Here is a 13,639-nt window from a genome sequence, read left to right as displayed (position 1 = left end):
GGGGGGCGGCGGGGTCCGTCGACTAGCCTCGGGCACGGTGTGCAGCGGGGTGGAGGAGCAGTGACGTCGTCGCAGGGGCGCTCGGCCGCCGTCCCGGCGTCCCCGGGGCGACCGCCGACCGGCACGCCCCGGGTCACCGACCGCAACGAGCTGCCCAACCGCGTGTGGACGGTGCCCAACGCGCTGTCGGCGCTGCGGCTGCTCGGTGTCCCGCTGTTCCTGTGGCTGCTGCTGGGCCCGCAGGCCGACGGCTGGGCGGTCGTCGTCCTCATGGCCTCGGGGGTCACCGACTGGGCCGACGGCAAGCTCGCCCGCGTGCTGGGCCAGTCCAGCCGGCTGGGTGCGCTGCTCGACCCGGCCGCTGACCGCCTCTACATCGTCTCGACGCTGGTCGCCTTCGTGCTGCGCGACGTGGTGCCGCTGTGGCTGGTGGCGGTCCTGGTCGGCCGGGAGCTGGTGCTCGCCGTCATGCTGCTGGTGCTGCGCCGGCACGGCTACCCGCCGCTGCAGGTGCACTACCTGGGCAAGGCGGCCACCTTCATCCTCCTCTACGCCTTCCCGCTGCTGCTGCTGGCCGACGGCGGCGGCGCCTGGGTCGCCGTCGTCGCGCCGGTCGCGTGGGCGCTGACCGTCTGGGGCAGCGCGCTGTACGTGCTGGCCGGCGTCCTCTACGTCGTCCAGGTGCTCGGGCTGGTGCGGGCCGAGCGGACCGCTCCGCTGCCGACCGCGGCCCGCCCCGCGCCGTGACCGCCACCCGGCCGGCTCCCCGCGGGACCGGCGGCCCGCGCTCGATGGGCGCCTCGCTGCTCGACCAGGTGCTCGCCGAGACCCTCGACCCCGCCTACGCCCGCGCCGCCGAGGCGCGCGCCGCTCGTGCCGCCGCCGGCGAGCCGCCCCGTCCCGGCCGGCGCGCCCGGCTGGCGTCCGCGGCCGTCGCGCTGACCATGGTCGGGGCCGGCCTGCTCGCCGCCGTCACCTACGACCAGGCCGCCTCCGGCGCGCAGGGGCGCGAGGAGGTCCGCGCGGCGCTGGTCGGGGAGATCGAGGCACAGTCCGACAGCACCGACGCGCTGGCCGCCGAGCTCGAGGCGCTGCGCGCGCAGACGGCCGACGCGCGGGACGCGGCGCTGGCCGCCAGCAGCGAGGGACAGCGCGCGATCGAGGACCTCGACGCCGCCGAGCAGGCCGCCGGGCTGGTCGCGGTGACCGGTCCCGGCCTGCTGGTCACGCTGGCCAACGCCGAGGCCGAGGCCGACGCCGACCCGGTGGGCGGCACCGCCGAGCAGGACTCCCGCGGCCGGGTCCAGGACGGCGACCTGCAGCTGGTGGTCAACGCACTGTGGGCCTCCGGCGCGGAGGCGATCGCCATCGACGGCCAGCGGCTGGGGCCCACCACGGCCATCCGCTTCGCCGGGGAGGCGGTGCTGGTCGACTTCCGGCCGGTCGCCAACCCCTACGAGATCAGCGCCATCGGCGACCCGGACGAGCTCCGGTCGCGGTTCCTGGCCAGCCCCGAGGTCGGCGCCCTGGCCGCCATCTCGGAGTCCTTCGGCCTGCGCTTCGACTTCGCCCAGGAGGACGAGCTGTCCGTGCCCGCCGGGAGAGTCCCCGAGCTGCGATCCGCCGTCCCCTTCGCCGGCCAGCCGGCGGAGGCCGCCGCCACGGCGACGGGGGGCTGAGCCGTGCTGCCCGTCATCGGCCTGGCCGTCGGCATCGCCCTCGGCCTGGTCTTCGACCCCACCGTGCCGGTGTGGCTGCAGCCCTACCTGCCGATCGCGGTGGTCGCCGCCCTCGACGCGGTCTTCGGCGGCGTACGCGCCCGGCTCGACCGGATCTTCGACGCGAAGGTGTTCGTCGTGTCGTTCGTGTCGAACGTCGTCGTCGCCGGGCTGATCGTCTTCCTCGGCGACCAGCTCGGGGTGGGCGCACAGCTGTCGACGGCGGTCGTCGTCGTCCTGGGCATCCGCATCTTCGGCAACGCCGCGGCCATCCGCCGGCACCTGTTCCGGGCATGAGCACCGACCCGCGTCCCGGACCGGACGCCGAGGACACCGGCCCCGCCCCGGAGGCGCCCGCCCCTGAGGAGCCCGCCGCGGAGGAGCCCGCCGCGGAGGTGCGCGCGGACGAGGAGCCCACCGCGGAGGAGCCCACCGCGGAGCAGACCGCGGAGCAGACCGCCGACGCCGCGGCCGCCCCGCCCGCGGCTCCCCGGCGGCAGCGCCGGGTGGCCGCCGCGCTGATCGCCGTCCTCACGCTGCTGCTCGGCTTCGCCATCGCCGTGCAGGTGCGCGCCACCGGCACCGGCGGCGCCCTCGAGGGGGCCCGCGAGGAGGAGCTGGTCGGCATCCTCGACTCGCTGGACGCCCGCGAGGACCAGCTGCGCCAGCAGATCACCGACCAGCGCGCCGCCCTGCGCGACCTGTCCAACACCGACAGCCGCTCGGCCGCCGCGCTCGAGGAGGCCGCCGACCGCGCCGACGCCCTCGCCGTCCTCAACGGCACGGTCGCGGCCGAGGGGCCGGGCCTGGTGATGACCATCCGCGACCCACAGGGGCGGGTGCGGGTCGCCGATCTGCTCGACGCGGTCCAGGAGCTGCGCGGGGCCGGCGCGGAGACGATGCAGATCGACGGCGTCCGCGTGGGCGTCTCCACCGCCGTCACCGGCGACCCCGGCGCCCTGCGGGTCGACGGCCGGGCGGTGAGCGCGCCCTACGACGTCGTGGTCATCGGCTCGCCGCAGGACCTGCAGACGGCGATGAGCATCCCCGGCGGCGTCGTCGACCGGGTCGGCCGGCAGGGCGGCACCGTCGACATCGAGCAGCGCGACCGGGTCGTCGTCGACGCGTTGCGGCCCCTGGACGAGCCTCAATACGCTCAGCCGCAGACCGACTGACGAAGGACCTCCCTGCCCCCTCACCGCTCGCAGGCTCGCGGCGGGCCCCAGCAGGGAGGCCGTGGCACCCCCTGGAGACCGCCGCATGACGACCACCCCGGACGACCGCCGCTACACCGAGCAGCACGAGTGGGCCCTCGTGCAGGGGAGCGGGGACACGGGGACCGTCGTCCGCGTGGGCATCACCGACCACGCGCAGGACGCGCTGGGCGACATCGTCTTCGTGCAGCTGCCCGCGGTCGGGGAGGAGGTGGGCCCCGGCAACCCGATCGGCGAGGTGGAGTCGACCAAGTCGGTCTCCGACGTCTACTCGCCGGTCGCCGGGGTCGTCTCGGCGGTCAACGAGGCCCTCACCGACACGCCCGAGACGGTCAACGCCGACCCCTACGGTGCCGGCTGGCTGGTCGAGGTCACCGTGTCGTCCGGGGACGACGGCGACCCCACCGCCGGCCTGCTCGACGCCGCCTCCTACCAGGCGCTGGTCGACGCGTCCTGACCGCCCCCGGGTCCCCCGACTCCCCCGGGGCGGTGCCTATGCTGCCCCGGGAACCGGCCCCGGCCAGCTCCGTGGGACAGCTGGGACGCCGCCTCGACGTCCGGTTGACCCTCGGGACGACCGCTGGTTCCATGACCAACGGCCCGCCGTGCCCCGCACGGCGGCCGACCCGCGACGGACTGACCGGTCCGTCGTCCGCCGGCCGCCCGCGGCATCCCCTCGCCCGCGGCGGTGCCCCCTGCACCGGAGGAGACAGACGTGCACTGCACTCGTTGTGGCCACGACAACCCCGAGGGCAGTCGCTTCTGCGCGCAGTGCGGCGCCGCCCTCTCCCAGGAGCGGGTCGGCGAGTCGACCAGCGTCATCCCCAAGGTCGGCGGTGAGGACTCCGGTGAGGTCCCCGAGGTCGCCGAGCCGGCCACCGACGCGCAGCTGGGCGCGGTGGAGTCCCTCCCGGCCGGATCGGCCCTGCTGGTGGTCAAGCGCGGCCCCAACGCCGGCAGCCGCTTCCTGCTCGACCAGGACGTCACCACCGCCGGTCGCCACCCCGACAGCGACATCTTCCTCGACGACGTGACCGTCAGCCGCCGGCACGTGGAGTTCCACCGCGAGGGCGGGGGCTTCTCGGTGCACGACGTGGGCAGCCTCAACGGCACCTACGTCAACCGCGAGCCGGTCGACGTGGCCACGCTGGCCGGCGGCGACGAGGTGCAGATCGGCAAGTTCCGCCTCGTCTACCTGACCGGCCCCCGCACCGGCGAGCCCGCCGCCCGCTGAGCCGGTGCCCGGAGCGCGTGCCAGCGCGTCCGGGGACGACGCCGCCGGCGTCCACACCCCCCGCCTGACCATCGGCGCGGTGCTGGCCGCTCTCCGCGACGACTTCCCGGACGTGACGATCAGCAAGATCCGGTACCTGGAGAGCGAGGACCTGGTCCACCCGCAGCGGACGCCGTCGGGGTACCGGAAGTTCTCCCGGGCCGACGTCGACCGCCTGCGCTACGTGCTGACCGCGCAGCGGGACCACTACCTGCCGCTGCGCGTCATCAAGGAGCACCTCGACGCGCTCGACCGCGGGCTGCCGGTGCCCGGCACCGGCCCCGCGCTGCCGCCGGCGGCCGAGGAGCGCCCGCCCGCGGGGCCGGACCCCGCGGAGCGGGAGGCGGCGGTCGACGTCGTCCCTCCGCTGACGCCGGAGGAGTTCGCGCGCGCCGCGGGCATGGCGCCGGAGCAGCTGGCCGACTGCGTGCAGTTCGGCCTGCTGGTGCCCGACGCCGACGGCCGTCACCCGGTCGGTGACCTGCCGATCGCGCAGGCCGCCGCGGGCCTGGCCCGGCACGGCTTCGAGCCGCGCCACCTGCGGGCCTTCCGGACCGGGGCGGAGCGGGAAGCGGGCCTGGTCGAGCAGCTCGTCGCGCCGGTCCTGCGGTCGCGGTCGGAGGACGCCCGGGCGCGCGCGACGGAGAAGCTCGCGGAGCTCTCGGCGCTGTCGGCGCAGCTGCACCGGGCCCTGCTGGAAGCACGCCTCCGGGACCTCCTGCGCCCGTGACTGCGGCGTACGGTGGACGTGCCGTCGGACCGGCCACACCGTCGGCCCGCGCCGGCCTCCACCCGTACCGCCGCAGCTGAGGGAGCAACACCGTGCAGGAACTCAGAGTCGTCGGGGTCCGGGTCGAGCTGCCCGGTAACCAGCCGATCCTGCTGCTCAAGGAGACGCAGGGCGAGCGCTACCTGCCCATCTGGATCGGTGCGGTCGAGGCGGCGGCCATCGCCTTCGAGCAGCAGGGGGTCCGTCCTGCCCGTCCGATGACGCACGACCTGCTGCGCGAGGTGGTCCGGGCCCTGGGTGCCGAGCTCGAGGCGGTCAACATCACCGAGATGCGCGACGGCATCTACATCGCCGAGCTCGTCTTCGGTGACGACCGGGTGGTCAGCGCCCGCCCCTCGGACGCCGTCGCCCTCGCCGTGCGCACCGGTGCGCCGATCTACGGCGCGGAGGACCTGCTCGACGAGGTCGGGATCGAGATCCCCGACGAGCAGGAGGACGAGGTGGAGAAGTTCCGCGAGTTCCTCGACCAGATCTCCCCCGAGGACTTCGGCGCCGGGTCCGGGTCCGGCGGGGCCTGAGCGCCGCGGCGCGCCGCCGTCCCGGGACGCGGTCCCCGGGACGGGTGGGGTCCCACGCGCCCCGTCCGTCACACGCGTCCCCACCTGCACCGCCTCGGGTGCACACCGCTCCCGGGACCGCCGATACCACCTCCTCGGGGTGAGTGGGGCGACACGCCGCCCGCGTCAGTTGACCGCCCTGGGGGCCCGGCTTACGGTCGCGGGCAACGACGGTGTTGCTCGTGGGGTCCACGCAGACGACGCCGGACGACCGCCGCGCCCGTGGCGGGACGCGAAGGAGGACGCTGACGTGAGCGACCAGAGCGAGGGCTCCCAGGGTCAGCTCTTCAGCGACGCCGCCGTGGGTGCGACGGACTACGACGAGGTCGACAGCGACCTGGTCGGGTACCGCGGCCCCACGGCGTGTGCCGCCGCCGGGATCACCTACCGCCAGTTGGACTACTGGGCCCGCACCGGCCTGGTCGCCCCCTCGGTCCGCAGTGCGACCGGGTCGGGCACCCAGCGGCTGTACTCGTTCCGCGACATCCTGGTGCTGAAGGTGGTCAAGCGGCTGCTCGACACCGGGGTCTCGCTGCAGAACATCCGCAAGGCCGTCGACCACCTGCGCAACCGCGGGATCAAGGACCTCGCCAACGTCACGCTGTTCTCCGACGGCGCGACGGTCTACGAGTGCACCTCGGCCGAGGAGGTCGTCGACCTGCTGGCCGGCGGGCAGGGCGTGTTCGGCATCGCCGTCTCCGGCGCGCTGCGCGAGCTCTCCGGCGAGCTGGCCGAGCTGCCCGCCGAACGCCTCGACGGCGCGCCGCTGCACACCGCCGAGGACGAGCTGTCGATGCGCCGCCGCCGCCGGGCCGCGACCGCCTGAGCCCGGCAGGGGCGTCCCGCACGGCGGGGCGCCGGGAGGTGCCCCGACGCCCCCCGTCGGTGACCTCCCTGGTCGCGCGGGTGGCTGGCGGGCCGCTGGTAGCGTCGCGGTAATGGCGGACGCTGCTGCAGGCCCCCTCCCGTCGCTGACCTCCCTGGACCCCGCGGGCTCCTTCGCGGCCCGGCACATCGGCCCGCGCGCGGCCGAGACCGCCGCGATGCTGGAGACCATCGGGTACGACTCGCTGTCGTCGCTGGTCGACGCCACCGTCCCCGAGACCGTCCGCGACCGCGACACCCTGCGCCTGCCGCCGGCCGCCGGCGAGGCCGCCGTCCTCGCCGAGCTGCGCGAGCGGGCCGCGACCAACGAGGTCAGCGTCCCGATGATCGGCCTGGGTTACTCCGGCACGGTCACCCCGGCGGTCATCCAGCGCAACGTCCTGGAGAACCCCGCCTGGTACACCGCCTACACGCCCTACCAGCCCGAGATCAGCCAGGGCCGGCTCGAGGCGCTGATCAACTTCCAGACGATGGTCGCCGACCTCACCGGCCTGCCCGTCGCCGGCGCCTCCATGCTCGACGAGGCCACCGCCGCCGCCGAGGCGATGACGCTGGTGCGCCGCGCCGGGCGCGCGAAGCCCGGCGCCGTCTTCGTCGTCGACGCCGACACGCTGCCGCAGACCCTCGCGGTGCTCGAGACCCGCGCCGAGCCGCTGGGCATCGGCCTGCACGTCACCGACCTGTCCGCCGGCTGGCCGGCCGACCTGCCCGAGGCCGGCGCGTTCGGCGTCCTGCTGTCCTACCCGGGCGCCAGCGGCGCGGTCCGCGACCACCGGGCGCTGGCGCGGGCCGCGCACGCCGCGGGCGCGGCGGTGGTCGTGGCCGCCGACGTGCTGGCGCTGACCCTGCTCGAGGCGCCGGGGGAGTGGAGCGCCGACGTCGCCTGCGGCAGCACCCAGCGCTTCGGCGTCCCGCTGGGCTACGGCGGCCCGCACGCCGGCTACCTGTCGGTGCGCGAAGGCCTGGCCCGCCAGCTGCCCGGCCGGCTGGTCGGGGTGTCGGTGGACGCCGACGGCGACGTCGCCTACCGGCTGGCCCTGCAGACCCGCGAGCAGCACATCCGCCGGGAGAAGGCGACCAGCAACATCTGCACCGCGCAGGTGCTGCTCGCCGTCATGGCCGGCGCCTACGCCGTCTACCACGGGCCCGAGGGGCTGGCCGCGATCGCCGCCCGGGTGCACCGCAGCGCCCTGGCGCTGGCCGGGTGGCTGCGCGCCGGCGGGGTCGACGTCGTCCACGAGGCGTTCTTCGACACCGTGCAGGCCCGGGTGCCCGGCCGCGCCGACGAGGTGGTGGCCGCCGCGGCGGCGCGGCGGATCGACCTGCGCCGGGTCGACGCCGACACGGTGGCCGTGGCCTGCGACGAGACGACGACGCCGGAGGTGCTGCGGCAGGTGGCCGCGGCGTTCGGCGTCGCCCCCGACGACGCGGCCCTCGACGACGACGGCCCCGACGCGCTGCCCGACGGGCTGCGCCGGCGCACGCCCTACCTGACCCACCCGGTCTTCTCCGCGCACCGGTCGGAGACGGCGATGATGCGCTATCTGCGGTCGCTGTCGGACAAGGACCTGGCGCTGGACCGCACGATGATCCCGCTGGGCTCGTGCACCATGAAGCTCAACTCCGCCGTGGAGATGGCCGCGATCTCCTGGCCGGAGTTCGCCGGGCTGCACCCCTTCGCCCCGGCTGGGCGGGCCCGCGGCTACCGGCAGCTGATCGACGAGCTGTGCACCTGGCTGGCCGAGATCACCGGGTACGCGGCGGTCAGCGTGCAGCCCAACGCCGGCTCGCAGGGCGAGTTCGCCGGGCTGCTGGCCATCCGCGGCTGGCACCGCTCCCGCGGCGAGTCCCACCGCGACGTCTGCCTTATCCCGTCCTCGGCGCACGGCACCAACGCCGCCAGCGCCGTCATGGCCGGCATGCGCGTGGTCGTGGTGGCCTGCGACGAGGCGGGCAACGTCGACGTCGCCGACCTGCGGGCGAAGATCGAGCAGCACGCCGAGCGGCTGGCCGCGATCATGATCACCTACCCGTCGACGCACGGGGTGTTCGAGACCGACATCCGCGACATCTGCGCCGCGGTGCACGACGCCGGCGGGCAGGTCTACGTCGACGGCGCCAACCTCAACGCGATGGTGGGGCTGGCCCGCCCGGGCCGGTTCGGCTCCGACGTCAGCCACCTCAACCTGCACAAGACGTTCTGCATCCCGCACGGCGGCGGCGGCCCCGGCGTCGGCCCGATCGGCGTCCGCGAGCACCTGGTGCCGTTCCTGCCCGGGCACCCCCTGGCCGACACCGGCGGGCAGGGCCCGGCCGTCTCCGGCGCGCCGTGGGGGTCGGCGGGCATCCTGCCGATCTCGTGGGCCTACCTGCGGCTGATGGGCCCCGACGGGCTGCAGCGGGCCACCGAGCACGCGGTGCTGGGCGCCAACTACCTGGCCGCCCGGCTGCGCGAGCACTACCCGGTGCTCTACACCGGCGCCGGCGGGCTGGTCGCCCACGAGTGCATCCTCGACATCCGTCCGCTCACCAAGACCACCGGGATCACCAACGACGACATCGCCAAGCGGCTCGTGGACTTCGGGTTCCACGCCCCGACGATGAGCTTCCCGGTGGCCGGCACGCTGATGGTCGAGCCCACCGAGAGCGAGGACCGGGCCGAGCTCGACCGCTTCGTCGAGGCGATGGTGGCCATCCGCGGCGAGATCGAGCAGGTGGCCTCCGGGGAGTACGACCGCGAGGACAACCCGCTGCGCAACGCCCCGCACACGCTGAAGATGCTGGCCGGGAACTGGGACCGCCCCTACCCGCGCAGCGCCGCGGTGTTCCCGGTGCCGGGGCTGACCACCCGCGGCTACCTGGCGCCGGTGCGGCGCGTCGACCAGGCCTACGGCGACCGCAACCTGGTCTGCTCCTGCCCGCCGCCGGAGGCCTTCGCCGAGCCCGAGCCCGCGCACGCCCCGCAGACCCACGTGCCCGACCCCGGCGAGGGCGCCCCCGACGACCTCGGCACCGCCGCCGACGTGGTGGGCGCCTCCGCCTAGTCCCCGCGAGATCTGCACACGCGTGGCCTTCCGCCCCCGGAAGGGCGCGAGTGTGCAGATCTCGCGCGTCAGGACAGCGGCCCCCGGCCGGACGCCGAGGCGATGCCGAGCCAGGTGTGCCGGTTGCCCGCCCAGCACCAGCCCACCTTGGGGCTGTCCCGGCGCTCCCGGCCGTCGCGGCCGGTGCCGTTGCTGATCCACAGCGCCGGCGTGCGGGCGTCCAGTGACCCGTCGGCCCGTCGCAGCCGCGAGCCGACGGTCATCGTGCAGGCGCCCCGCTCCAGCAGGTCCGGGCACTGCAGCAGCCAGGTCAGGCCCTCGGCCACCGTCAACGGCGTCCGGCCGGCCGCGCGGATCCGCGGCAGGGCCTCCTCCGGCGAGCAGCCGCGGTAGTCGTCGCCGCGGTCGGGGTCGCGCAGCAGGTAGGCCGGGGCCGGCGGAGGGACGGCGTCGGTGACGGGTGCGAAGTCGTCGAGGTCGGTCAGGTCCACCACGACGAACGCCGGCCGGTCCCGCCACCGCACGAACGGCACCAGCGCCGACGCGGGGACGACGTCCGGCGCCAGCACCAGCAGCCCGTCGCCGGCCGCGGCGGCGGCCTCCTGCAGCTCGGCCGCGGGGAGTCCCGCGCGCTCGTGCAGGCCGAGGGCGACCAGCCGCGCGGCCTGGTCGAGGGGGGAGGGGAGGGACAGCGAGAGGGTCGGCACGACGGCACCTCCGGTGCGACGGCGAGCGGCGGACCGTCTCGCAACGCGTGGGCGCCCCTCCGGGTTCCGGCCCGCGGCCGGGTCGACGGACCAGGGGGCGCGGAGGAGCATCGGCGCCATGACGGCGAGGGTGTGGCGGGGACTGGTCCCGACGGCGTGGGTGGCGGCCCTGGGGGCCGGTGCGCTGCTGACGGCCGGCTGCGCCGGCGCGGAGGACGCCGCCAGCCCGGTCAGCCCGGCGGCCGCCACCGGGTCCGCCACGGCATCGGGCACGGCATCGGGCACGGCATCGGGCACGGCATCGGGCACGGCATCAGCCACGGCGAGCACCGACGACCTGCGGAACGCACTGCTGCCGGCCTCGGCCTTCGGCGCGGACGCGACCGTCGTGGGCGTCACCCTCGAGCAGCTGGGGACCGCCGGCCTGTCCGGGTGGTCGGGGAGCCTCCCCGAGGGCGTCACCGTCGACCCTCCGCTGTGCGGCGCCGCGCTGGGGGCCCTTCCGGGGCTCCCCGGGGGCGGCGAGGGGGAGGAGCCGGTCCTGGTGGCCCAGGCGGCGCTCGGGAGTCAGGTGCGGACGCTGGAGGCGCTCGCGGAGTCGCCGGAGCTGGAGGGACGGCAGCTGCCGGTCGACCAGCTCCTGGGCGCCTGCTCGTCGGTCACGGTGAGCGGCCCGGACGGGAGCACCACGGTCGACCTCGCGGCGCTGGAGGTGCCGCAGCTGGGGGACGAGAGCGCCGCGCTGCAGGTGACGGCCGGCCGGCCGGACGGGGGGACGACGACCGCGCTCGTCGGCGTGGTCCTCGACGGGCGGCGCGGGGTGCTGCTGGCGCAGACCGGGGCGCCGGGCGCGCCGGCTCCGGACGCGGGGGCCTTCACCGCCCTGCTGGGCGACGCGGCCGAGGCCGCCGCCGGCTGAGCCCTGCCCCGCCACCGGCTGAGCTCCGGCCGCCGCGGGTGAGCCCGTGCCCGGGTCCGCTCCGGACCCGGGCACGGGCGGGACCGGCCCCGTCGCGGGCCCGCGCCCCGGACGTGCGGGGGTGTTCGCTCAGGCGGAGACGAGCCCGGCGGTCCGCCACTCGTGGTGGGTGTCGACGGCCTGGCCGTCGGGGAGCAGCTCGCCGTCGTCGTCGAAGAGGACGACGCCGTTGCAGAGCAGGCTCCAGCCCTGCTCGGGGTGGCTGCTCACGGCGGCGGCGAGGTCACGCGCGTCGCTGGTGGCATCGGGGCAGGGGGTGGTGTGTACGCACATCAGGATCGACTCCCGATCGGCCCGGCGGGGAGCCGGGGTGACTTTCAGTGAGCGTCCGATCACCGGACGCCTCCGAGTGTGCGCCCGGCCCGCCCTTTCGTCAGGTGATGAACCTCACCACCTCACCCGTCCGAGTCGTCAGCACCTGCCATGGCGGACGGGTCGGTCGCAGGCGCACCATCCGGCCCCGCGCGCCCTTCCCCCGACGCGACCCGCCGGTAGACGGCACGGGCGGCCTCGACGACGGAGCGCAGCGCGCCGAGCTGCTCGGCGCGGCGGTCGGGGTCGAAGCGGCCCTCGGTGGTGACCAGCGCCTCGAGGGCGTCGAGGGCGGCTAGGCACCAGCGGGCCGACGCGGGGACCCCGACACGGCGGCCGTCGACGTCGACGTACACCGGGCCGGTGTGCGCGAAGACGGGAGCACCGGGCGTGTGCTCGTCGTCCCCGCCGTAGGCGGCTGCGGCCAGCCAGGTGCCGGCCGTCACCGGCACGTCGGCCGCGAGCTCGGCGCCGTCGGTCTCGGCGAGCACCGTGCCCCCGGCCCCGTGCAGCACCAGCCGGTCCACACCGCCGCCGGTGACCCCGGCGCGGACGGCCAGCCGGTCCCCGGGGGAGCGGTCGAGCACCGCGCCGGGTCCCGCGCCGTCGACGTCGAGGGTGAGCCACGGGCCGTTGGTGACCACGGTGCGCCCGGCGGCCACCGCGGCGCGGAAGCCGGCCGCGGTCAGGGGCTCGGTGCCGAGGTGCGCGTACACCCGGCCCCAGCCGGGCGGGTTGGACGCGACACCGGGGCCGTGGGCGAAGGAGAGGAAGGCGTCGGTGCCCGCGACCGCGGCCAGCCGCAGCCCGCAGTCGAGCAGCCGGTGCCAGAGCGCGACGGCGCCGCGGTCGTCGAAGCAGGACACCACCTCGACGGCGTCGACCAGGCCGAGCGCGGCGTCGGCGACCAGCTCGCGGGCCTCGACGGTGCGGGCCGGCGCGTACAGCTGCCCGACGTCGGTGAGCGCCGAGTACACCGGGTGGGCGTAGCTGGTCAGCCCGCCGAGGTCGCGCATCGCGGCGCACGGGGCGGCGTTGGGCGGCCAGTCCCACGGCGCGTCGGTGCCCTCGTGGCCGGTGTGCACGAGCGCGGGCACACCGATGAGACCCGACGCGTGCACGTGCCCGAGCAGGTCGTTGCGGTACTCGAGGCCGGCCACGCCCACGCGCTCGCCGGACCACAGCTCACGGCCGGCGGTGGTCTCGAGCAGCTCGCGGTCGTAGACCAGCGTCCCGCCGAGGTTGCCGGCCACCAGCTGCACCAGGTGCAACCCCTCGCCGGCCTGCATGCGGGCGGCGTCGGCCGGCTCGAGCACCGCGTCGCCGGAGTAGTTGAGGTGCACGTGCAGGTCGCCGCCGTACCAGCCGCCCGCCGCCGGGTCGAAGCGCCGCTCGGGCTCCCAGGCGACCTCCGCGGTCTCCCCGGGGCCCGGCGTCACCGTCAGGGTGGTCCGCCGCCACTCCAGCCCGCGGGCGACCACGACCTCCAGCGGGCCGGCGGGGACGTCGAACTCGGCCTCCCGGGCGTGCCAGTAGGGCCGGTGCGTGGCGTCCCACTTCGCCGGCGGCCCCGGCGGCCCCCAGCCGCCGCCGGTGGCGTCGGTGACCGACCAGCGCGCGCACGCCGGCGCCGACACCCGCAGCCGGGCCGCCGGCACCGCCGTCACCGCGACGACCTCGGCCCGCGCGGCCCCGCAGGCGACCGGCACGGCGGGCGCGGCGGGGTCGACGTCGACCACGGCCAAGCCCACCCCGCCGGCCGGCACCGCGACGGCGGTCCCGGCGACGGACACGGTGCGGTCGTCCGCGGTGTCGGAGAGCACGACGACGTCGACGGGCAGCGATGCTCCCGCCGGCCCCGGCCGGAGGGGGCCGGTGCGCACGACCAGCTCTCCGCCCGGGCCGGTCGTGACGACGGCGACCCCGGCGGGCGGGTCCCCGTCCCCGAGGGCGGCGCGCACGGCGGCGGCCCAGTCGCCGGTGGCGGCGAGGGCGTCGAAGGCGTCGCCCAGCAGGGAGAAGCGGGCCCAGCGGAACAGGTCGGGCAGCCCGTCCTCGCCCCAGCCCCAGCCGGAGGCCGCGCGCATCCGGCGGTAGCCGGCGAGTGCCTCCAGCACCGGGGCCGGCAGGTCCAGCACCGCGTCCTCGCCACAGCACACG

Annotated in this window: 14 protein-coding genes; 11 read left to right on the top strand and 3 right to left on the bottom strand. The window is 76.4% G+C overall.

What is annotated here, in order from left to right:
• Positions 1-60 precede the first annotated feature (60 nt).
• The 10 genes from ACWIZO_RS20765 to gcvP all read left to right on the top strand — a co-directional run bounded on the left by ACWIZO_RS20765 (position 61) and on the right by gcvP (position 9,481).
• Complete coding sequence (locus tag ACWIZO_RS20765; RefSeq protein ID WP_448639523.1) at positions 61-747, top strand: CDP-alcohol phosphatidyltransferase family protein; 687 nt, start codon at positions 61-63, stop codon at positions 745-747.
• Complete coding sequence (locus tag ACWIZO_RS20760) at positions 744-1,679, top strand: DUF881 domain-containing protein (RefSeq protein ID WP_448639522.1); 936 nt, start codon at positions 744-746, stop codon at positions 1,677-1,679. The genes ACWIZO_RS20765 and ACWIZO_RS20760 overlap by 4 nt, the downstream gene beginning before the upstream one ends.
• A gap of 3 nt (positions 1,680-1,682) precedes the next feature.
• Positions 1,683-2,015, top strand: coding sequence for a small basic family protein (locus tag ACWIZO_RS20755; RefSeq protein WP_448639521.1), 333 nt, complete (start codon positions 1,683-1,685; stop codon positions 2,013-2,015).
• Positions 2,012-2,893, top strand: coding sequence for a DUF881 domain-containing protein (locus tag ACWIZO_RS20750; RefSeq protein ID WP_448639520.1), 882 nt, complete (start codon positions 2,012-2,014; stop codon positions 2,891-2,893). The genes ACWIZO_RS20755 and ACWIZO_RS20750 overlap by 4 nt, the downstream gene beginning before the upstream one ends.
• A gap of 85 nt (positions 2,894-2,978) precedes the next feature.
• The gene (gene gcvH / locus ACWIZO_RS20745) at positions 2,979-3,389 is read left to right on the top strand and encodes a glycine cleavage system protein GcvH (RefSeq protein WP_446760640.1); all 411 of its coding nucleotides are present in this window, start codon (positions 2,979-2,981) and stop codon (positions 3,387-3,389) included.
• Positions 3,390-3,647: 258 nt separating this feature from the next.
• Positions 3,648-4,166, top strand: coding sequence for an oxoglutarate dehydrogenase inhibitor Odhl (gene odhI, locus ACWIZO_RS20740; RefSeq protein ID WP_446760639.1), 519 nt, complete (start codon positions 3,648-3,650; stop codon positions 4,164-4,166).
• A 4-nt stretch (positions 4,167-4,170) separates the two neighbouring features.
• Positions 4,171-4,935 carry a transcriptional regulator FtsR gene (gene ftsR, locus ACWIZO_RS20735; RefSeq protein ID WP_448639519.1) on the top strand — a complete coding sequence of 255 codons (765 nt, stop codon included), beginning with the start codon at positions 4,171-4,173 and terminating at the stop codon, positions 4,933-4,935.
• Between the two features lie 92 nt (positions 4,936-5,027).
• On the top strand, positions 5,028-5,513 hold the full coding sequence (locus ACWIZO_RS20730) for a bifunctional nuclease family protein (protein WP_369208901.1): 486 nt from the start codon (positions 5,028-5,030) through the stop codon (positions 5,511-5,513).
• Positions 5,514-5,802: 289 nt separating this feature from the next.
• Positions 5,803-6,378, top strand: a complete 576-nt coding sequence (locus ACWIZO_RS20725) for a MerR family transcriptional regulator (RefSeq protein WP_448639518.1) — start codon at positions 5,803-5,805, stop codon at positions 6,376-6,378.
• Positions 6,379-6,490: 112 nt separating this feature from the next.
• Positions 6,491-9,481 (top strand): aminomethyl-transferring glycine dehydrogenase, encoded by a 2,991-nt coding sequence (gene gcvP, locus ACWIZO_RS20720; RefSeq protein WP_448639517.1) that lies wholly within the window; start codon positions 6,491-6,493, stop codon positions 9,479-9,481.
• Between the two features lie 68 nt (positions 9,482-9,549).
• On the opposite strand, the gene ACWIZO_RS20715 is transcribed toward gcvP, so the two are convergent.
• Entirely contained in the window at positions 9,550-10,188 is a 639-nt protein-coding gene (locus tag ACWIZO_RS20715; RefSeq protein WP_448639516.1) for a DUF5701 family protein, read from the bottom strand.
• Positions 10,189-10,306: 118 nt separating this feature from the next.
• On the opposite strand from ACWIZO_RS20715, the gene ACWIZO_RS20710 reads away from it, so the two are divergent.
• Entirely contained in the window at positions 10,307-11,107 is an 801-nt protein-coding gene (locus tag ACWIZO_RS20710; RefSeq protein ID WP_448639515.1) for a hypothetical protein, read from the top strand.
• Positions 11,108-11,236: 129 nt separating this feature from the next.
• Here the strand turns inward: ACWIZO_RS20710 and ACWIZO_RS20705 are convergent, their stop codons facing one another.
• Together ACWIZO_RS20705 and ACWIZO_RS20700 are read right to left on the bottom strand one after the other, a co-directional pair.
• A complete protein-coding gene (locus ACWIZO_RS20705; protein ID WP_448639514.1) occupies positions 11,237-11,440 on the bottom strand; it encodes a DUF5999 family protein in 204 nt (67 codons plus the stop codon).
• A gap of 122 nt (positions 11,441-11,562) precedes the next feature.
• A complete protein-coding gene (locus tag ACWIZO_RS20700; RefSeq protein ID WP_448639513.1) occupies positions 11,563-13,638 on the bottom strand; it encodes a CehA/McbA family metallohydrolase in 2,076 nt (691 codons plus the stop codon).
• Between the last annotated feature and the right edge of the window lies 1 nt (position 13,639).

This window comes from Geodermatophilus sp. URMC 63 (genome assembly GCF_053502565.1).
The sequence above is the reverse complement of the archived record's forward strand: the minus strand, read 5'-3'. Positions and strand labels throughout refer to the sequence as shown.

Excerpts from the sequence above, each read along its gene's own strand:
- ACWIZO_RS20750 (WP_448639520.1), top strand. The coding sequence starts at position 2,012 with ATGAGCACCGACCCGCGTCCCGGACCGGACGCCGAGGACACCGGCCCC.
- gcvH (WP_446760640.1), top strand. The coding sequence starts at position 2,979 with ATGACGACCACCCCGGACGACCGCCGCTACACCGAGCAGCACGAGTGG.
- gcvP (WP_448639517.1), top strand. The coding sequence starts at position 6,491 with ATGGCGGACGCTGCTGCAGGCCCCCTCCCGTCGCTGACCTCCCTGGAC.
- ACWIZO_RS20710 (WP_448639515.1), top strand. The coding sequence starts at position 10,307 with ATGACGGCGAGGGTGTGGCGGGGACTGGTCCCGACGGCGTGGGTGGCG.
- ACWIZO_RS20705 (WP_448639514.1), bottom strand. The coding sequence starts at position 11,440 with ATGTGCGTACACACCACCCCCTGCCCCGATGCCACCAGCGACGCGCGT.